Source organism: Corynebacterium sp. UMB10119B, from assembly GCF_030228125.1.
GTDB lineage: Bacteria > Actinomycetota > Actinomycetes > Mycobacteriales > Mycobacteriaceae > Corynebacterium > Corynebacterium pseudogenitalium.
The window spans coordinates 1-19,442 of the sequence record NZ_JASPBG010000003.1; the positions used below are offsets into that span (position 1 = coordinate 1).

Here is a 19,442-nt window from a genome sequence, read left to right on the forward strand (position 1 = left end):
GGTTGGGTCGAAAGTATGAAAGGCCCGAACCAGCATGATGCTTGTACTGGTTCGGGCCCGGCAAACAACGCCAACACGCGGCATTTAACGCCGCTGAATACGCACCTCTGTGTAGGAAATTGAGGTGATAATCCGCTCCCTCAATACCCGTGGCGCGTGGGCCTGCCCGCAGCAGTCGCGCACAAGGCCACGGATCGCTTCCTCCGATTCAAGCTGGCGGAGGCAGTCAGGGCAGCTCGCTAATTCTTTTCGGATGGCGGCCACGCGCTCGGGTGGCGTGTCCGGCTGGAACAGCTCGCACAGCAGCTGGTGCATGCCGCGGCAGTCAGCTTCACTTGCGTGGTTATGTTCTGTTGCCATTACTTCTCCTCCACCTTCTGCTGCTTCAACTCCGCCATATCCGCATGGTCGAGCCCGATGCCCTGTTCATGTGCCACGTCTTTCAACATCTCGCGCAGTTGTTTTCTTCCACGGTGCAGTCGGCTCATGACGGTCCCCAGTGGAATGTCCATCACTTCGGCGATTTCCTTGTACGCCATGCCTTCGACGTCCGCGTAGTAGACCACCATGCGGTAGTCCTCATTCAGCGCGTTGAGCGCTTCGCTGATCCGCGAGTTCGGCATCGCCTTGAGCGCCTCAACCTCCGCTGATTCGAGGCCGGTCGAGTCGTGCGAGCTTGTGGTGTACAGCTGATGGTCGGTCACGTCCTCGGCCGAGGTTTCCAGTGGTCGGCGCTTCTTCTTCCTGTAGGAGTTGATGTACGTGTTCGTCATGATTCGGTACATCCACGCCTTCAGGTTAGTGCCTGGTTTGAAGCTGTCGAATGCGTTGTACGCCTTCAAGAAGGTCTCTTGCACGAGGTCTTCGGCGTCTTGGGGGTTGCGGGTCATCCGCAGCGCGCCGCCGTAGAGCTGGTCTAGCAGTGGCATCGCTTCCTCAGTAAAGCGTGTTTTGAGGTCTGTTTCGGCCATAGGGGCCATTGTAGCCAGCCGGGCGCGCGACGTAGCATCGTCTGTATGCAACGAACTCGCGCTTTGAAAGTTGTGGCGAAGACTCCTCATAAGGTGTTGGAGTACGCCGCGAGCCAGGATAATTTCGGTGAGCATTCGGCCCATGAGCTGGGGCTTGATCCTACGACGGTGCTCAAGACGCTGGTGGTGTCGAATGTGCAGGACCCGAAGAAGCTCGCCCTGTGCTGCGTGCCGGTCTCTGGGCACCTGAGTTTGAAGGCAGCAGCGAAGGCGCTGGGGTGGAAGAAGGCTGCGATGGCGGAGCTCGCACAGGCTGAGCACGCCACGGGCTATGTCGTGGGTGGCATCTCGCCGCTGGGCACGCTCAAGAGGCTCCCAGTGCTTCTCGACGCCACCATCGAATCCCTCGACGCCATCACCGTCTCCGCCGGTCAGCGGGGGCTATCCGTGCAACTGGCCCCGGGTGACCTGGCGAAACTGACGTCCGGGAAGTTCGCGCCGATCGGCGCCTAGATCGGTTGGATGAGCTCGGGCGAATCGTTTCGGACGTTGCCCACCTCGCGCCCAACCGCATGCCACTGCAGCTGCGGTGCCACGCGCGAGGGAGAGATGAGCTCTTGAGCCTCTTCTGCTGTGCCTTGTGTCCACTGCTCGATTTCCTCAGGCAAGAGGAACAGCGGGAGCCGGTGGTGTAACCACGCGATACGTTCGGCGGCGTCGGTGGTGACCATGGTCGTCGAAAGCCGGTTAGCGCCGGTGTCCCACAGTGCGGCGGCGACGAGCATCCCGGACTCCGGGGTGACGTAGTAGGGCTGTTTTTCGTGCCATTCGTAGTAGCCGTCGAGAAGCATGATGCCGCGCTGCGAGCGCATTGCGCTACGGAACGACGGCTTTACCGCGACGGTCTCCCCGCGCGCGTTGAACAGTGGCGGGCCGGAGTCGTCGCGCTTCCAGCTCGGGAGAAGGCCCCAGCGCGCGGCTTGGACGAGCGCCTCGTGTTCGTGGAAGCGCACGATGGGTACTTGGTGCGTCGGCGCGACGTTGTAGCGGGCGGGTGGCGTGCCGTCGGGCGCTACAACGTCGCGCACGCCTGGGAGAGAGCCGACGAATCCGAGGAGTTGCTCGCCGGTGCTAAACAAAACGAAACGGCCACACATTCCTCCATTATGATGTACGTCATGACTGACTTGTGGCCAGCCCCCTCCATTGCCGACCCCGTCCGCGCCACACTCGCGCTGCCGGGGTCGAAATCGATGACGAACCGCGCCTATGTTCTCGCGGCGCTGGCCTCTGGCCCGTCGACGCTGGTCGGGGCGCTGCGCTCCCGCGACACCGACCTCATGGAGGCGGCCCTGGCTGCCCTCGGCGTACAGTTCACCCACGACGGCGACACCGTCCACGTCCAGCCAGCACCGCTGCGCGGCGGCGACATCAACTGCGGCCTGGCAGGCACCGTGATGCGCTTCGTGCCACCAGTGGCGGCGTTCGCGCACGGCACCACCCGCTTCGACGGCGACCCGCACGCTCGCACCCGGCCGATGGGCACCATCCTGGATGCGCTGCGCCAGCTCGGCGCCGATATCGACGGGGAGCGCCTCCCCTTCACTGTCCACGGCACCGGCACTGTCGCAGGCGGGGACGTCAGCATTGACGCCTCCGGGTCTTCCCAGTTCGTCTCCGGACTGCTGCTTGCCGCGGCGCGCTTCGAGCAAGGCGTCACCATCACCCACACGGGCGACTCGCTGCCGTCCATGCCGCATATTGATATGACGGTGGCAATGCTGCGCGAAGCCGGCGTCGAGACGCAGTGCGAGGACGCGACCTGGCACGTTGCCCCGCAGGAGATCCGCGGGAGGCGCTGGGAGATTGAGCCGGACCTGTCGAACGCGACGCCGTTTTTGGCCGCCGCGGCCATCACCGGTGGCGAAGTGCGCATCGAGCACTGGCCAACGCAGACGACGCAGGCGGGCGACGTAATCCGCGACATCCTGGCACAAATGGGCTGCGAGGTCGAACTATCCGGCAACTCACTGCGCGTGCAGGGCCCGACCCCGGGCACCCTGCAGGGCATCAGCTTGGACATGGAAGACATCGGCGAGCTCACCCCGACCGTCGCGGCGCTGGCCACGCAGGCGGCGACCCCATCGGAGCTGACCGGCATCGCGCACCTGCGCGGGCATGAAACGGACCGGCTGGCGGCGCTCACCACCGAAATCAACAGGCTTGGCGGCGCTTGCAAAGAGCTTGACGACGGCCTCCGTATCCACCCACAGCCCCTCCACGGCGGCACGTGGCACTCCTACGACGACCACCGCATGGCCACCGCCGGCGCCATCATCGGCCTGACCACCCCGGGTGTGCAGGTGGAAAACATCGCAACGACGGCAAAGACCCTGCCCGACTTCCCCGCGATGTGGCACACCGCGCTCCAGCACGAAGAAGCATAGAAAGAACCCCATGGCACGCCGCAAGTTCAGCGATTACGACGAATCCGACGTCCGCGTCCGCCCCGGGCGCGGCTCACGCCCCCGCACCAAGGACCGCCCCTCCTACGAGGATGCGCTCACCGGGATGGTGGTCACGAAGGATAGGGGGCGCTGGGGTGTCATGCTGGATAACGGCACGCTGGTTGCCTGCATGCGAGCGCGCCACCTGAAGCGCACCAGCATCGAGGTCGGCGACCGAGTCAGCGTCGTGGGTGATACCAGCGGGCGCAAGGACACGCTCGCCCGCATCGTGCTGCGCGCCGACCGCACCTCGGTCCTGCGCCGCACCGCGGACGACACCGACCCCTTCGAGCGTGTCGTCGTCGCCAACGCGGAGCTGTTGCTCATCGTGGTCGCCGCCGCCGACCCGCCGCCACGCACCGGGCTTGTGGAGCGCGCGCTCATCGCCGCGTTCGTCGGCGGCGTGCGCCCCATTGTCTGCATGACAAAAACGGACCTCGCGCGCCCCGACGAGTTCATTGCGGAAATCGAGGACCTCAACGTCGAAGTCCTCACCGTAGGTATCGACGACCCCCTCGACCAACTCACACAACGCCTCAACGACCACGTATCGGCCTGCGTCGGCCACTCCGGCGTGGGCAAGTCGACGCTGGTCAACCGCCTCGTCCCGGACGCGCAACGCGAAACCGGCGACGTCTCCGGCGTGGGCAAAGGCCGCCACACCTCAACGCAGTCCGTGGCGCTCGAGCTTCCGGGCGGCGGCTGGATCATCGACACACCGGGCATCCGCTCGTTCGGCCTGGCGCACGTCTCCCCCGACCAAGTCATCGACGTCTTCCCCGAGCTCGCCGAGGCAGCCCAGGATTGCCCGCGCGGCTGCACGCACGCCGGCCCGCCCACGGACCCGGAGTGCGCCTGGGACGCCTTCGAGGGAGGGGCGCTGTCGCGCCGCGTCGCCGCCGTGCGACGCCTACTCAGCGCGCTGCGCTCCAACAACGAGTGGGATCTAAAGCAGCTCGACGAGGAACGGTAGCTCGCTGACGTCGTAAAACGCCAGGTAATTGTCCTGCGCGTCCCCGACAGCCAGCTCCGCGTCCTCGTCCCCGAGGTCTGCGGCGTCGATGTGTTCGATGGCCTTCGCCGTCGCCGCTTCCGCCTCCGCCAGGTCGATATGGATCGCGGCAACGTCCTCCAACGCCACCGGCCCAGACACCCGCACGACGGAGTCCCCCATGTCGTCGGCCTCCTCGGCGTCCACGTCCGCGGAGATCACCACACGGCGGTGCGGGAACCGATCCTGGTCACCAATCGCCAGCAGACGGATGGAGGCCAGCGCGGCGTCGTCAAACGCTACTGCCTCGATCTCCTCCTCATCGCCGGAGGTGAAGAACTCGCGCAGCGCCGTCGTCGCGGCGAAGCCCCACCCGTTGCGCGGGTGCAGCACCTTGTCTGCGGCGAGTCCCTCCACCATGGAGAACGTCGCGGGGATGTAGACGCGCATTAAAACTCCCCCTCGATATTGAACAGCGTCTGGATCTCCACCGCGGTGCGGTCAAACGCCGTGTGCAAAATCGCGATCATGCCGCACTCGACGGCCGAGCGGACGTTCATGATGTCGTCATCGATCATGACGCAGTCATTGAGCGGAATATCCAACGCATCCGCCGCGGCCTGGAATGCTGCCGGGGACGGCTTCTCCGCACCAATGTCGCCGGAGAGCACCACCGCGTCCACGACACCGCGGAACTCCCAGTCCCGCACCGCGTCCGCCATTTGGCCCTCGGATTCCTCGTTGGACAAAATGCCTACGGCCTTGTCTTTCTCCTTCACAGCCTCAATCAGCTGCTGCCAGCGGCGCTGATCCTCCGGATCCTGGTCCAACACACCTGCGTAGTCAATAATGAGTCCCTGCATTTGGACGCCTCAATTCCTGTACTTCGTTTTCGGTTCTTCTGCAGTGCACACCAAAGTGCGCAAATTCTCCTAGCGCCCTCACGGCGCGAACGTGCACAATACTACCTACCAGCACCCCGCACCGTGCACAACGATACGAAAGGACCCCGCCGTGACCTACTACCCCGCCCCTGGCCACCAGCACGTTCAACTGCTCGTTCCCTCCCCGAAGCGCTCCGGACGCGCAGCGGAAACGCGCCGCCGCCAAGCACGGTACTCACCCAGCGACCCTCGCCGCACCGGATCCAGCGTCGCCCCGCTCGTGCGCACAGCGCTCGCAGCAAGCTTCGGAGCCACAAACCTCCGTGCACTGCGCGCCGACCGCTTTTCCACGGCCGCCCGCACCAACGTCCGCGCCTACCGTCGCTTCCAGCAACAACACGCGGGCCCGCCGCGCATCGTGACCTGCCACGCCCGCGACGGCGGCGAGTTCTTCGGCACCGTCGCTACAGGGCAAAAGCGCTTCGGGTTCGTGGCAAAAATGGACAACGGCCGACTGGTGTCCTTTAAGATTCTCTAAGGAACACCAACCGGCCGGAGCGAGCAGGACGAGGTTAGGCCTGCGCCGTCTCGTCTTCTGCCGACTCGAACTGCTTGCGCATCATGAAGAGTTGACGCACCGTCTCCTCCTGGATGGCCTCATTCATCGCGTTGAACATGTCGCCGCCCTCCTTCTGGTACTCAACCAGCGGGTCGCGCTGCGCCATCGCACGCAGGCCGATGCCCTCCTTGAGGTAATCCATCTCGTAGAGGTGCTCACGCCACTTCGTATCGATGATCGGCAGGATCACCATACGCTCCACGTTGCGCATCTGCTCCTCGCCGCCGATCTCGGCAACGTTCGCCTCGAGCTGATCGTACTGGGCCTGGGCGTCGTCGATGAGTGCCTCGCGAAGCTGCTCAGCGGTGAGCTCGCCCGGCTTGCCGTACTCGTCGCCGTCGATAAGCTCCTGTGCCGTCTTCGACGGGCCGTACAGGGACTCGAGTGCGTGCCAGAGTTCCTGCAGGTCCCAGTCCTCGACGTAGCCCTCCATCGTCGCGCCATCCACGTACGCGCCGACAGTCGAGCTGATCATGCGGCGGACCTGATCCTTGATGTCCTTCGACGCCAAGATCTCCTGGCGCTCACCGTAGACCACCTTGCGCTGCTCGTTGAGCACCTCGTCGTACTTCAGGACGTTCTTACGCATCTCGAAGTTCTGGTTCTCAACCTGCGACTGCGCGCCCTTAATCGCATTCGACACCATCTTCGCCTCAATCGGAACATCGTCCGGAACGTTGAGGCGGTTCATCATGTTTTCCATCGACTGGCCAACGAAGCGAACCATGAGCTCGTCGCGCATCGACAGGTAGAAACGGGTCTCACCCGGGTCACCCTGACGGCCAGAACGGCCACGCAGCTGGTTATCAATACGACGAGACTCGTGGCGCTCCGTACCGATCACGTACAGGCCACCAGCCTCACGTACTTCGTCGCCGAGCTGCTTCGAGCGCTCCTTCGCCTTCGGCAGCTGCTCGTTCCACGCCTCCTGGTAGCGCTCCTCGTCCTCGAACGGGTCGAGGCCCTGCTCCTGCAGCTTCGCGTCCAACAGAATTTCCGGGTTGCCACCCAGCACGATATCCGTACCGCGACCAGCCATGTTCGTAGAGACCGTCACCTTCGCCGGCAGACCAGCCTCCGCAATAATTCGGCCTTCTTCCTCATGGTGCTTCGCGTTGAGCACATTGTGCTTGATGCCCTTGCGCGTCAGCAGCTGCGAGAGGTACTCCGAGCGCTCCACCGAGGTGGTACCGACCAGCACCGGCTGGCCCTTCTCGACGTGCTCCGCAATATCCTCCGCAACAGCGGCGAACTTCGCTTCCTGCGTCTTGTAGATCAGGTCGTCGCGGTCCACGCGCTGGTTCGGGCGGTTCGGTGGAATCTGCACAACGTCCATCTTGTAGATCTGGTGCAGCTCCGCCGCCTCAGTCTCAGCGGTACCGGTCATGCCAGCCAGCTTGTCGTAGAGACGGAAGTAGTTCTGCAGCGTCACCGTCGCCAGCGTCTGGTTCTCGTTCTTGATCTCAACGTTTTCCTTCGCCTCGATCGCCTGGTGCATACCCTCGTTGTAGCGACGGCCCGCCAGCACGCGGCCCGTGAAGCTATCGACGATCATGACCTCACCCTGGCGGATGATGTAGTCCTTATCGCGCTCGAAGAGCTCCTTCGCCTTAATAGCGTTATTCAGGTAGCTCACCAGCTGCGAGTGCTCAGGCGCGTACAGGTTGTCAATGCCCAGCTGGTCCTCGACGAACTCCACGCCTTCCTCGGAGATACCAATGGTGCGCTTGCGGTGGTCCACTTCGTAGTGGATGCCCTCGCGCATACGCGGTGCGAGCTGCGCGAACACGGTGTAGAACTGGCTGGAGCCATCAACCGGGCCGGAAATAATCAGCGGGGTACGGGCTTCGTCGATAAGAATCGAGTCAACCTCGTCCACGATGGCGAAGTTGTGGCCGCGCTGCACCATGTCGTTGACCGAACGGGTCATGTTGTCACGCAAGTAGTCGAAGCCGAGTTCGTTATTGGTGCCGTACGTAATCGCCGCGTCGTACGCCTTCTTGCGCTCCTGCGGGCGCATGTCGGACAGGATCACACCCACGTCGAGCCCCAGGAAGTGGTGGACACGACCCATCATCTCGGCGTCACGCTTTGCCAAGTAGTCGTTGACGGTAACAATGTGCACACCCTTGCCGCTCAAACCATTGAGGTAGGCAGGCAGCACCGAGGTCAGGGTCTTACCTTCACCAGTTTTCATCTCGGCGACGGAACCGAAGTGCAGCGCGGCACCGCCCATGATCTGCACCTTGTAGTGCTTCTGCCCCAGCACGCGCCAGGATGCCTCGCGGGCTGTCGCGAACGCATCGAGCAAAATGTCGTCGAGCGAAGCGCCGTCGGCAATCTTTTGCTTAAACTCTTCCGTTTTGGCCTTCAACTCGTCATCTGTGAGTGCCGCGTACTCCTCATCGAGATCCATGACTTGATCAGCGATCTTCGAGAGGCGTTTTACCATACGCCCTTCACCCGCACGCAGCAGTTTCGACAGTCCAAACACGTTTCTAGAATCCTTCAAAAGTTAGAAAAACAAAGCGATCACGCCAGCTCTACGCGCTGCTTTTATGTACCAATCGGCCATTGTACGCACGCGTCAACGAAAACAGGCAATCACAACTGGTGGAATCAATAAGAAAAGAATGTGAAAACGCCGCCCGCCCGTACAAGCTTTTTGCTTACACAAGCAGGCGACGAATCATATAGTGGCGACGTTACTTCTCGTCGTTTGCCTTGACTTCATCTTCTGGAGCCAGGGTGATCAGACCGTAGTCGTATGCGTGGCGGCGGTAGACCACTGCTGGACGCTTCGACTCTTCATCGATGAAGAGGTAGAAGTCGTGGCCAACCAGCTCCATCTCGGAGAGCGCCTCATCGACGCTGATCGGGGTATCCGGGTGCAGCTTGCGACGCACAACCTGGCCGAGCGGCGCATCCTCAAAGGTGCCCGCGTACGGGTCAGTGTCATACTGGCCCTCCGCCTGCTTTGCGCGAGCATCCTCTGCCTCGTGCGCAAGCTCAGCTGCGATTTCGCCGGTGGACTTCGGTGCGCGGTGGCCGGAACGAGCAATCTCGCGGCGGACCTTTACCTTGCGCAAGGACCGCTCCAGCTTGCCCAGCGCGGATTCAAGCGCTGCGTAGAAGCTGTCTTCCTTGGCTTCCGCACGTGCCAGGTGGCCCTTGCCGGTCGCAGTAATCTGCACGCGCTGTGCCTGTGCCTCACGACGAGGGTTCGGCTCGTGCTGCAGCTCAACATGGAAGAACGTCAACGTTGGATCAAGCTTCTCAATCTTGGCGAGCTTGGCGTTGACGCGCTCTTGGAAATGCTCTGGGACCTCGACGTTACGGCCAGTAATCGTAACCTGGGCTGCTGGTGCGAATCCGTCGGTGTGCTCTGCAGAAGTCATCTGCTTCCTCCCTAGCGTTGTTGGAACTGGGTCTATCACCACTATACAACTGGTAATAACCAATGGCTACGTATCTGTGTAAAACTCCCTGCCAGTTTGCTACCAGCGAACACCATGCGTGCTGCGCGGCTAGGCGGCGCACACGGCAACGCAGCTGACCACGTCAAACCCGTGCGCGAGCAGCACTTCCACGCTGGTCTGAAGCGTGGCGCCGGTGGTCACGACATCGTCAACAACAATGACGGGGCCAGCGCCGGTGCCCGTGTGCAGCGCCTCCCACCCGCGGCACATCCGCACCGCGCCGGCCAAGTTGGACCGGCGGTGCGCCGCGTCCAACTCCGACTGGTCAGTCGTTGATTCCGCGAGCTCCAACACGTCCACCACTTTGCGCCCCGAGCGCTTACAGATCACGCTCACCGGGTCCCCGCCGCGCTCCCTTGCCGAGGCCGCGCGCGTCGGCGCAGGGACCAGCAGCGCGTCCGGGTGAATCTCACCGCGAACCTCAAGAAAGGTCAGCGCCGCGTCCAGCACCGCCCCGACATGCTTGCGCACAGCCAAATTCCTGCGCTCCTTCATCGCGAGCACTACCCCACGGTGCGCGCCGCCGTACGGCCCGAGCGCGAACACCGGCACGTGCGGCAAGTGCTGCGGCGACACCCGGCGCGGCAGTGCCGACAGTTCAGTGCGGCAGGCTGGGCACAACACGGAGCCTGGGGTCCCGCACCCAGCGCAGTGGCGCGGTAGGAAGAGTTCACCAACCTCTGCGAGCGTCACGCCGCCTACCTCGCGATGATCGGCAGTGAGCGCACACCCTGGAGGCCAGGCACCTCGCGCCAGATCGGGGTGTCGGCACCGCTGACGGGCATTTGCAAAATGGCGTTTGCGTCGGTCGCGTACAGCATGTTTGGCGACGCCGCCACGGCCACCACCGGCGCGGAGATGTTCCCGAGCGACAGCGCGGTGGTCGAGGATCCGTCCTGCTCCACACGCATCACGGGCGACGCCGGGTTCGAGGTGCCAACGATGAGCGAGCCGTCGGGGTGCCAGTCCGCGGAGACCACGCTGCCACCGAGCTCGTAGCTGTACTCGAGAACGTTGACAATTGCGCCGGCGCCTGCGGCGCGCTGCTCGATGATGCCGGTGTACAGGCGGCCGTCAATCACCATGACGACGCGCGAGCCCGATCGGGAAAGACGCAGCACGGAAATGTTGCCGTCGACATCTTCGGGAAGATCAACGTGCACTTCCTCGGTGGTGACCTCCCCTGTCGCCGAGGATTGCGTGGAGCGCAGGATGTGCTTGCCGTCCGAAACGGTCCACACCGCCTTGCTGTTTGGCTCGAACGATGGGCGCGAGAAGGTCTCCGCCTTCACCACGTCCACGCTACCGCCGGTGAGCTGCCCGAGGCGCAGCTCGGCGCCTTCGGGGCCGTCGCCGACGTTGAACACCGCGGCCCACTGCCCCTCACCGGAAATGTCGGCGGTGACCACGCTGTGCGTGTTGCCCAGCACATCGGCAACAGGCTGCGGGCCGCCGCCGGTGATTTGGGAGACGTGGCCGTCGGCAAGCGAGTACAGGGTGCTCTCCCCGACTTGCTCGACGACGGGGCTGACGTCGATGAAGTCGTCGGTGGTCAGTTCGCGGGCGCCAGTGATGAGCGGCTCGCCGTCGGCGAGGAGCGAAAACGGGCCGGTCACGCCTGCGGAGGCGAGCGTCCACACCACCTGTGCGGCGAAACGGCTGCGCGCGGCCTCGTCCATATTGCCGAGGCCCGCAAAGTGGTAGACACCGCCCTCGAAACCGGTGTAGCGCACCGTCGATGGCAGCGTCCCCATGATCGCGGGGCGCAAGCGGCTAGCCGGCCCTTCGAGCAGCAGCGAGATCAGCGTACTGGGTAGGAAATCGCGCGGCGCGTAGACCCAGCGCCGGTCGGTGACCAGCTCCTTGCCGGTCGGATCAAAGAAGTACAGGTTGTAAGGCTGGTATTGGTTGCGCAGCTCGGTGCGCTCCATGACCACGCCGGGCGGCAACGAGGAAATGCGCCACTGGCCGTCGACCTGCTCGAGCTCCAGCGTGGCCTCGTAGGTACCGCGCTCCGGAGTGAACACGCCACCACTGCCGAGCGCGCCGACCACGTTGCCGTGCACCGCAAAACTGCGCTTGCTCCCCGAGCTGCCGGACACCGTATTCAACCCGATCCGGTCGACGATGAGCGTCTGCTCGTTGGCGCTCCACGTGGGCTTCGCGGCCTCAGTGAGGAAGGCGCGCGCCGCTTCGTAGTCGCCGGTTGGGATCGCGGAGGCCGCGTAGAAGTCACGCAGCAAAAGGTCCGGCTCGCGGTCCTTGATCGGGCCGATAATCTCCGACTCCGGCGCTTCCTCCTGGTAGGGCCGCAGCACATGCGGGTCAGTATTCGACGGCAGCGTCGCGCACCCGCCCAAGAGCAGCGTCGTGCTCATCGCTATAGCAAGGTACCTACGCTTCATGCACTTCATCTGGCTGCCTTTCCTCGTCCTGCGTTTCGACGTCCACTTCGACGCTGTCCGCGTCCGCCCCGGGTTCCAGCTCGAGGGGCAGAGGGGACGTCGAAAAGCCTGCCTCCGGATCCAGCGGCAGGACCAGACGGAACAGCGCACCGACGCCCTCTTCCCCGACGGCTTCCAGCGTGCCGTGATGCAGCTGCGCGTCCTCGCGGGCAATGGCCAGGCCAAGACCGGTGCCACCAGAGTGGCGCTTGCGGGACTTGTCCGCGCGCCAGAAACGGTTGAACACCAGTTCCTCCTGCCCAGGCTTGAGCCCGATGCCGTGGTCCCTGACCGTCACCGCGACGGCACTCTCGTTGGCGCGCAGTGTCACGGTAACCGGCCTGCCCTCCGAGTGGTCAATCGCGTTCGCAATGAGGTTACGCACGATGCGCTCGATCCGGCGGGACTCGCCGAGCATCATCACTGGTTCCTCCGGCATGTCGAAGGAAACTTCCACGCCGAGCTCGTCCGCAAGGTGCTGCGTCTGCTGCCACGCCGACATGATCGGCGACTTCATATCCATCTGCGTGACGGACAAGTCGGCGACGCCGGCGTCGTGGCGGGAAATCTCCAACAGGTCATTGAGCAGGGCCTCGAAGCGGTCCAGCTCGCGAGTCATCAGCTGGGAAGCGCGGCGGGTGCCAGGCTCCAGGGAGTCCTCGTCAGCGGCGATCATATCCGCCGCCATCCGCACCGTGGTCAGCGGCGTACGCAGCTCGTGGGACACGTCGGACGTGAACTGACGCTGCAGGTCGCCGTAGCGCTCAAGGTGATCAATCTGCTGCGACAGCTTGTCCGCCATGTTGTTGAAGGACAGCGCCAGCACCGCCATCTCGTCCTCGCCGTCGACAGGCATGCGCTCGCGCAGGTGGCCCTCAGCAAACCGGCGCGCGGTACGCGACGCCGAGCGCACCGGTGCAACAATCTGTTGCGACGCCAGCCACGCAATGCCCACCAACAGGACGCTGACGATCACCGTGGCCGTCGCTAAGATGCCCCGCATCAGCGCAAGCGTCGAGGCCTCATTGTCCATGTTCATCACAAGGTAGAGCTGCAGGTGCGGCACATCCGAAGTCGTCGGGGTGCCAATAATCAGGGCATTGTACGACGAGTGGTCGCCGCGCTGCACCGAGGAAAACTGGTAGGCGATATTGCCCTCAGCGACGTATTCCTCCAGCTTGTCAGGGATCTGGTACGACTCCGGCGAGGACGTAACAACCCCGTTCGGGTTCTTCACCACCAGCACAGGCTCATACACAGCAGACGCCTCCGAGTTTTGCTGCGCACGCTGCGTCAGCCCGGCGCGCGCCGAATTCAAGCGGCTCTGCAATGAGGTAGCGGACCCCGAGTTATTAATCTGCTCCTCGACGGTCACGCGCGCACGGTCAATCTCCGCGCTCGCCGCCTCAATCTTGGATGCAGCGATACGCTGGCTCACTACCGACGCCAGCGCAAACCCCAGCACCATCATCACCACGGCGGAAACAATCAACACCGTGCCGACGAAGCGCACCTGCAGCGAAGTGCGCCACGCTTCTACGATCCGGTCCCTGCTACGTTTCAGTACGGCGAACAGGAGCGCCACCTCCCACTCTTACTTCACGGACTTGTAGCCCACACCACGCACGGTCTGGATGATCTCCGGGTGTTCCGGGTCGTGCTCAATCTTGGAGCGCAGGCGCTGCACATGCACGTTGACCAGGCGGGTATCGGAGTTGTTGCGGTAGCCCCACACCGATTCCAGTAGCTCGTCGCGGGAGTGCACTTGGTTTGGTTTCTTCGCCATCTCCAACAGGAGATCGAACTCGAGCGGGGTCAGCGCGATCTCTTCCCCGTTGCGGGTCACCATGTGCTGGGGGACGTCGATTACTAAATCGGCGATCTCGATGACGTCACCCGGCTCCTCATCCGTCCGGCGCAGACGCGCCCGAATGCGGGCGACGAGCTCCTTCGGTTTGAAGGGCTTCGTGATGTAGTCGTCCGCGCCGGACTCGAGGCCGAGCACCACGTCGACGGTGTCCGTCTTCGCGGTGAGCATGACGATCGGCACGGAGGATTCGCGGCGAATCGCCTTACAAATGTCGATGCCGTTCATTCCCGGAAGCATAAGATCCAGCAGGATCAGGTCGGGCTCGTACTCATGGAAGGCCTGGACGGCTTCGGCGCCATCGGTGACGGGGCGGGAGTCAAAGCCTTCGGCCTCCAGCACGATGGTGAGCATCTCGTTGATAGCTGGGTCGTCGTCAACGACCAGGATTTTCGACATGGACATTGGCAGCTCCTCTTAACGCGCGCTTTGTATTGCTTGGATAATAGCCGTGGCATCCGACGTGGAAATCCACCGACTCACCCAGTCAGTCTCCGCGAGCCGATTGTACTGGGCAAACGTCGCGTCCTGCAGCCCGCCGTCGCGCTCGTAGTGGTCGCGGGTGCGCGTCGCGTCCTGAGCTTCTCTGCGCTGCGCGCGCTCACGCGCAACGCTCGGGGCGGTAGCGACCAGCACCTGCAGGTCGGGCTTCGGCAGCCCAAGCTTTCCGAACTCGAGCTCAGCAACCCACTCCGCCGCGGCATCGTCCCCGGTGCGCGCCGCAGTGTAGGCGGCGTTGGAGGCAACGTAGCGGTCAAGCAACAAGATCCGATCTTGTGTGTCCTGGTACTGCTCAAGCTGCGCCTTGGCACCAAAACGGTCGAGCGCGAACATCGTCGCCATCCCGTAAGCGGAATCCACCAGGTCACCCATCTTGCCGTACAAGGCGTCCTGTGCCAGCTGCGCGTGCAGCGAGTCCTCGTAGCGTGGGAAGGACAGCGTGTCCGCGCCGTATTCCTCCACAATGCGCTTCACGATGGTGTTCTTCCCCGCCCCATCAATGCCTTCGATGGCGATGATCATGCCACAGACCTCCTAACGGCTACTGGCCCCCTACGCGAGCGCTTCCAAGAACTGTTCGACGTCCTCGTCCTCTTCATCGCCAACAGCCTCAAGAAGCTCGGCTGCGCTCTCGATGAGCTGCTCGTCGAGCTCACCGCTGTTGCCGCGGATGAAGGGGAAACGCTCCGCGATCTCACCGGCGGAAAACGGCGCGCCGGCCCAGATCGCGGTGATGGTCGCCGCAGCGAGCCCGTTGGTGCGTTCTTCATCTGAGGCGCTGTCCTGGTCAGCAGCTAGCAAGACGGCGTCACGGACAGCTTCCAGAATGTCTTCTTCGTCCAAATCCGCGATTTCGTCGAGAAAATCAATGTTGTCGTCGTTGGAGAAAATCTTCTGGTCCCAGCTGCTCATCAGTGTTTCCTTTCAGGTGGGGGCTGTATATACCCTGCAATCTACACGGCACGGCACGCATTGCGAACTCCCCTGCTTCCCACCTGATAACCGCGTGGACACACTCTTTTCAATGTCCGACTTCCGTGCTATAAACATTTCAAGCAACGAAATTGTTATCGTTTTGTAATTCTGGAAATTCTGCGGCGAAGGGCAACGTATGAATCAGACGCAAAGGAGAGTCGCCACGTTCATGGCGCTCGGCATCTGCGTTGCCATCGCAGTGGGAGTCGTGGTCTGGAACGCGTCCTCGCCGGGGCGCTCGAACGCCACCACACAAGCAGGCTTCATTGAGACAACCTCCACCACAACAACTTCTTCCTTATCGACGACCCCTTCGAGCTCTGCACGCTCTTCCCGGGGCGACTCCGCAGCGCTTCACACCGCCGATGCGTACATTGCCACGACTGCGCCGTCTGCCTACAACCTATCCGCGGACCCGCTGGCCCCTGCGCACGCGTTTTCCGGTGCGCCAGCCGTAACGGAGCCGACGAAGCAGTACCGCCCGTCGAACGTGGCCCCGGCCGCGCCTGCGTCGCGCCCAGCTGGTCCCGCCCCAACAGCAGAGCCGCAGCGCCCGAAGCAGCGCTCCCCTCGCCCCGACACGCCGGACGCACCGAACGTTCCAAGTACCACGTCGAGCACCTCGCGGCCACGGGCGACGGAGCAGGCGCCAACCACCATTTCGACGCCAACCACCATTGGCACGACGCAGCCGTCATCCCCGACGGTGCTGCCATCTGAGCCGACGCAGGAGCTTCCCACCTCCACGACGTCAGCGCTACACCCCGGCGCCGCAGCTACGACATCACTGCCAGTCAACACGCCAACACCAACGAGCGAAGAGTCGGCTCAAGCCTCACAGGAAGACGCATCAACTACTTCCGAAGAGCCAGCCTCCCAAGAAGGCGCAGTACCCCCAGCCGCAACTGACGGGCAGGGGCCTGCCTAGACCCGCGCGTAGAAGCACTGCGCGGAGGTACCCTCCGCAACCTCGAAGGTCACAGCCGGGTCGGCGGCTGGGATCCACGCCGCCTGACCAGGCTTCAGTACAAAGTCGCCCGCGCGCACCGTTCCCTCGGTGCACAGGACGATGGCGGGGCCGTCGGTGTCCACGATCAGCGAATGCTCGGCGTCGATACGGTGGGCACTCATAATGAAGTCATCCACCGGCAGATGGAAACTCACTTCGTTGTCGCGCTCGGTGGTGTTCGCGAACGGGTCCTCCAACGTGGAGAAGTCCAGCACCTTGACCAGCTCAGGCACGTCCACGTGCTTCGACGTCAGTCCACCTCGAAGCACGTTGTCCGAGTTCGCCATGATCTCCACGCCGAGCCCGGACAGGTACGCGTGCAACTGCCCGGCTTGCAGGAAGAGCGCCTCCCCCGGACGCATCTGTACATAGTTCAGCAGGAGTGCTGCGAGGACACCGACGTCGTTCGGGTACTTGTCGTGGACCCGCAGGAACATCGCAGCCAGCGGACCAGCCGCGCCAGCTCCGACGTCATCCGCGACGCGCTCGGCGGCCGGAACGATCGCGTCAATCAGAGTCTTACGCACGTCCTCGGGCAGGGAGATGAACGTCGTGAATACCGCACGGAGTCCGGCTTCCTCCGAAGTGGCGTCGAGAAGCGAGGCGTAGTGGTCAAGCTCCTCGCAGTTGAGCGCGGCGAAGAACTCGCGAGTCTGCGCAAGCGGGCGGAAACCGGCGAGGGCCTCGAACGGGGTGAGCGCCACGATGAGCTCGGGCTTCGGGTTCGGGTCCTTGTAGTTGCGCGTCGGATCGTCCAGGCGGATGCCTTCTTCTTCCTCGCGCGCGAACCCCGCCTTCGCCTGCGAGCGCGACGGGTGCGCCTGGATACTCAGCGGCTCATCAGCGGCGAGCAGCTTCAGCAGGAACGGCAAATGCGAGCCATAACGGTCCGCGACGCGCTTGCCCAGCGTGCCTTCGGGGTCCGCGGCAATCACGGCGTCGAGGCCCCGGCCTGCGACTTGGGAAGGTGCGGCACTATGGGCGCCGAACCAGAGCTCAGCCTCCGGCGCCTCGCTGGGCACCTGGGTGCCACGCAGCTGCGCAAGCAACGTGTGCGACCCCCACGGGTAGTTCCGCAGAGCCCCCTGTAGGTGCTCCATAAGTGTCTCCTTCGCAAGTTCCGTCAGTTCCGTCGGCATTGAAACGGTTGAAACAACAGCGTTCCAGGATACCAGCGAGGCGCCGTTTCACGGAACAGCGACGAAGACCACCTGCACTATTGGCGAATCACAGCCAAAACTTCCCGCACAATCTCGTCGACCTTCGCCTTCGTTGGGGCCTCGACGTTGAGTCGCAGCAGTGGCTCCGTGTTCGACGCACGCAGGTTCAGCCAGACCGGCCCGGGGGCACTGTCTTCGTCGCGAAGTGTGACCGTAACCCCGTCAAGACGGTCGATGTCCGCGACGCGGTCACCGAGTGCCTCAAGAACACGCTCGGTGGCAGCCTCTTGGTCATCGACGGTGGAGTTGATTTCCCCGGACGCCTCGTAGCGTTCGTACTGGGCCATCATCTCACTCAACGGCTTGTCCTGCTCCGCCAATGCCGCGAGCACATGCAGCGCCGCGACCAGGCCAGAGTCCGCGTTGAAGAATTCCGTGAAGTAGTAGTGCGCGGAGTGCTCCCCACCGAACATGGCACCTGTCCGCGCCATCTCAGCCTTGATGTACGAGTGCCCCACTCGGGTGCGCACGGGGTTTCCGCCCTGCTCACGGATAATTTCCGGCACTGCACGCGAGGTGATCAGGTTGTGGATAATGGTCGCGCCCGGGTGCGTCGCGAGCGTGCGAGTAGCCACCAGCGCCGTAATCGCCGATGGAGATACCGCCTCCCCGCGCTCGTCCACGACGAAGCAGCGGTCCGCGTCACCGTCGAATGCCAGGCCAATGTCCGCCTTCTCTTCGACAACGAATCGCTGTAGATCCACAAGGTTCTTCGGGTCGAGCGGGTTAGCCTCGTGGTTCGGGAACGTGCCATCGAGCTCGAAGTAGAGCGGCCGAATATTCAGGTCTCCGAGCACCGCCGGGACAGTCAGCCCGGCCATGCCGTTCGCAGCATCGACTGCGACCTTTAACGCCTTGCCCTGCGGCAGCGGCACAAGCTGCCGGAGGAAACGCGCATAGGAGTCGAGCACATCCCGCTTCTCGACGCTCCCAGCTTCGCCCTCAAACGCCGGAACCCCCTCGATGAGCATGCGGCTGATCTCGGACAGGCCCGTATCAGTACTGACCGGCGTAGCGCCCGCACGGCACAGCTTGATCCCGTTGTACTGGGCAGGGTTATGGGAGGCGGTAAACATCGCGCCGGCACACTCGAAGGTGCCTGCTGCGTAGTAGAGCTCGTCGGTCGAGGTCAGTCCGAGGTCAAGAACGTGCAGCCCCTGCGAGGTCGCACCCTCTGCGAACGCAGCGGAAAGCTCCGGCGAGGATGGCCGCATGTCGTGTCCGACGGCGATAGTTCGCTCGCCCTCGCTGTAAATAATGTGGGCGAATGCTGCGCCTACTGTGCGGACTGTGTCCGCATCTATGGTGGAGCCAACAACGCCGCGAATGTCATACGCCTTAATAAGGCCCTTCAAGGACTCATAGGTGTGCTCAATAGCCATACAGGCAATCTTAGTTGCTGTGCTCCTCGCCGGTATCTTCGGCGTCTTCAGTGGCTTCGGCTGGGTCAGGGACCACGTGGAGGTGGGAACGCCGCGCATCTTTCTCCGCGGCGAGGTGCTCCTCGATCCGCTTCGTGCGGTGCACCGGGTGGTTCGAAGTCGACGGGTCGTTAAAGTCCTTGGTGGCCTCGTACTCGATTGGATCTCCGCCGTTGTCCACCAGCCCGGTGGTCACCCGCCCCGCCTCCCGGACGGCCTGCGCCAGCGCCGTGAGCTCCTCGTCCTCGAGGGCGTGGGCTTCGTCGTCAAAGATGTCGACGGCCTCTACTCGCACAAGCTCCCAGCCAACGGGGGCCGTGATGTGCGCCGAGTGGCGCTCACAAAGGTCCCACGCGTGGGGCTCGGGGTTCGGCGAGAGCGGGCTGATTACTGCTGTCGATTCCGAGTAGGCATAAATCAGCGTGGCCACAGCAGGCCTGCCACAACCAGGACGACAACACCGACGGAAAGTACTCACGCCGTCTAAGCCTAAACCCCAACTTGAGATTTTGGTAGTACGGCCCCGGCGCGCCATGCCCGGTGCAGCGGCAACA

The 19,442-nt window shown here is 63.4% G+C and carries 21 protein-coding genes; 5 read left to right on the forward strand and 16 right to left on the reverse strand.

Going from position 1 to position 19,442, the window contains the following annotated elements:
* Nucleotides 1-84 precede the first annotated feature (84 nt).
* Together QP802_RS03785 and QP802_RS03790 are read right to left on the reverse strand one after the other, a co-directional pair.
* Nucleotides 85-360, reverse strand: a complete 276-nt coding sequence (locus QP802_RS03785) for a hypothetical protein (RefSeq protein WP_070362937.1) — start codon at nt 358-360, stop codon at nt 85-87.
* Nucleotides 360-980: a sigma-70 family RNA polymerase sigma factor gene (locus QP802_RS03790; RefSeq protein ID WP_070362938.1), complete on the reverse strand. Its 621-nt coding sequence runs from the start codon at nt 978-980 to the stop codon at nt 360-362. Before QP802_RS03790 ends, QP802_RS03785 begins: the two co-directional genes overlap by 1 nt.
* Nucleotides 981-1,016: 36 nt before the next feature.
* Here QP802_RS03790 and ybaK point away from each other — a divergent pair, with 36 nt between their 5' ends.
* Nucleotides 1,017-1,484 (forward strand): Cys-tRNA(Pro) deacylase, encoded by a 468-nt coding sequence (gene ybaK / locus QP802_RS03795; RefSeq protein ID WP_070477729.1) that lies wholly within the window; start codon nt 1,017-1,019, stop codon nt 1,482-1,484.
* On the opposite strand, the gene QP802_RS03800 is transcribed toward ybaK, so the two are convergent.
* On the reverse strand, nt 1,481-2,128 hold the full coding sequence (locus QP802_RS03800) for an SOS response-associated peptidase (protein WP_256006223.1): 648 nt from the start codon (nt 2,126-2,128) through the stop codon (nt 1,481-1,483). The two genes, ybaK and QP802_RS03800, sit on opposite strands and share 4 nt — an antisense overlap.
* A gap of 21 nt (nt 2,129-2,149) precedes the next feature.
* Between QP802_RS03800 and aroA the strand changes: the two genes are divergently transcribed.
* On the forward strand, nt 2,150-3,418 hold the full coding sequence (gene aroA / locus QP802_RS03805; protein WP_284817638.1) for a 3-phosphoshikimate 1-carboxyvinyltransferase: 1,269 nt from the start codon (nt 2,150-2,152) through the stop codon (nt 3,416-3,418).
* Between the two features lie 10 nt (nt 3,419-3,428).
* Nucleotides 3,429-4,451 (forward strand): ribosome small subunit-dependent GTPase A, encoded by a 1,023-nt coding sequence (gene rsgA, locus QP802_RS03810; protein ID WP_070362941.1) that lies wholly within the window; start codon nt 3,429-3,431, stop codon nt 4,449-4,451.
* On the opposite strand, the gene QP802_RS03815 is transcribed toward rsgA, so the two are convergent.
* Together QP802_RS03815 and QP802_RS03820 are read right to left on the reverse strand one after the other, a co-directional pair.
* The gene (locus QP802_RS03815) at nt 4,425-4,919 is read right to left on the reverse strand and encodes a DUF6912 family protein (protein ID WP_070362942.1); all 495 of its coding nucleotides are present in this window, start codon (nt 4,917-4,919) and stop codon (nt 4,425-4,427) included. The two genes, rsgA and QP802_RS03815, sit on opposite strands and share 27 nt — an antisense overlap.
* Nucleotides 4,919-5,332 (reverse strand): HAD family hydrolase, encoded by a 414-nt coding sequence (locus QP802_RS03820; protein WP_070975921.1) that lies wholly within the window; start codon nt 5,330-5,332, stop codon nt 4,919-4,921. Before QP802_RS03820 ends, QP802_RS03815 begins: the two co-directional genes overlap by 1 nt.
* Nucleotides 5,333-5,483: 151 nt before the next feature.
* Between QP802_RS03820 and QP802_RS03825 the strand changes: the two genes are divergently transcribed.
* The gene (locus QP802_RS03825) at nt 5,484-5,891 is read left to right on the forward strand and encodes a hypothetical protein (RefSeq protein ID WP_284817639.1); all 408 of its coding nucleotides are present in this window, start codon (nt 5,484-5,486) and stop codon (nt 5,889-5,891) included.
* A gap of 34 nt (nt 5,892-5,925) precedes the next feature.
* Here the strand turns inward: QP802_RS03825 and secA are convergent, their stop codons facing one another.
* The 8 genes from secA to QP802_RS03865 form a co-directional block, all read right to left on the reverse strand.
* Complete coding sequence (gene secA, locus QP802_RS03830) at nt 5,926-8,466, reverse strand: preprotein translocase subunit SecA (protein WP_256000589.1); 2,541 nt, start codon at nt 8,464-8,466, stop codon at nt 5,926-5,928.
* Between the two features lie 211 nt (nt 8,467-8,677).
* Entirely contained in the window at nt 8,678-9,370 is a 693-nt protein-coding gene (gene hpf / locus QP802_RS03835; RefSeq protein ID WP_070362946.1) for a ribosome hibernation-promoting factor, HPF/YfiA family, read from the reverse strand.
* Between the two features lie 129 nt (nt 9,371-9,499).
* Complete coding sequence (locus tag QP802_RS03840) at nt 9,500-10,144, reverse strand: ComF family protein (RefSeq protein ID WP_284817640.1); 645 nt, start codon at nt 10,142-10,144, stop codon at nt 9,500-9,502.
* A gap of 5 nt (nt 10,145-10,149) precedes the next feature.
* Nucleotides 10,150-11,856, reverse strand: a complete 1,707-nt coding sequence (gene lpqB / locus QP802_RS03845; RefSeq protein ID WP_256000588.1) for an MtrAB system accessory lipoprotein LpqB — start codon at nt 11,854-11,856, stop codon at nt 10,150-10,152.
* Nucleotides 11,846-13,480, reverse strand: coding sequence for an MtrAB system histidine kinase MtrB (gene mtrB, locus QP802_RS03850; RefSeq protein ID WP_270049410.1), 1,635 nt, complete (start codon nt 13,478-13,480; stop codon nt 11,846-11,848). The genes lpqB and mtrB overlap by 11 nt, the downstream gene beginning before the upstream one ends.
* Before the next feature lie 9 nt (nt 13,481-13,489).
* Nucleotides 13,490-14,161, reverse strand: coding sequence for an MtrAB system response regulator MtrA (gene mtrA, locus QP802_RS03855; protein WP_070477811.1), 672 nt, complete (start codon nt 14,159-14,161; stop codon nt 13,490-13,492).
* Between the two features lie 18 nt (nt 14,162-14,179).
* On the reverse strand, nt 14,180-14,785 hold the full coding sequence (locus QP802_RS03860; RefSeq protein WP_256000587.1) for a dTMP kinase: 606 nt from the start codon (nt 14,783-14,785) through the stop codon (nt 14,180-14,182).
* Between the two features lie 30 nt (nt 14,786-14,815).
* Nucleotides 14,816-15,175, reverse strand: coding sequence for a DUF4259 domain-containing protein (locus QP802_RS03865; RefSeq protein WP_070362950.1), 360 nt, complete (start codon nt 15,173-15,175; stop codon nt 14,816-14,818).
* A gap of 199 nt (nt 15,176-15,374) precedes the next feature.
* On the opposite strand from QP802_RS03865, the gene QP802_RS03870 reads away from it, so the two are divergent.
* Nucleotides 15,375-16,166 carry a hypothetical protein gene (locus QP802_RS03870; RefSeq protein WP_284817641.1) on the forward strand — a complete coding sequence of 264 codons (792 nt, stop codon included), beginning with the start codon at nt 15,375-15,377 and terminating at the stop codon, nt 16,164-16,166.
* Here QP802_RS03870 and manA read toward each other — a convergent pair.
* The 3 genes from manA to QP802_RS03885 form a co-directional block, all read right to left on the reverse strand.
* The gene (gene manA, locus QP802_RS03875; protein WP_284817642.1) at nt 16,163-17,347 is read right to left on the reverse strand and encodes a mannose-6-phosphate isomerase, class I; all 1,185 of its coding nucleotides are present in this window, start codon (nt 17,345-17,347) and stop codon (nt 16,163-16,165) included. The two genes, QP802_RS03870 and manA, sit on opposite strands and share 4 nt — an antisense overlap.
* 116 nt (nt 17,348-17,463) lie before the next feature.
* Entirely contained in the window at nt 17,464-18,849 is a 1,386-nt protein-coding gene (locus QP802_RS03880; protein ID WP_284817643.1) for a phosphomannomutase/phosphoglucomutase, read from the reverse strand.
* Between the two features lie 10 nt (nt 18,850-18,859).
* Nucleotides 18,860-19,366 (reverse strand): DUF3499 domain-containing protein, encoded by a 507-nt coding sequence (locus QP802_RS03885; protein WP_240492737.1) that lies wholly within the window; start codon nt 19,364-19,366, stop codon nt 18,860-18,862.
* Between the last annotated feature and the right edge of the window lie 76 nt (nt 19,367-19,442).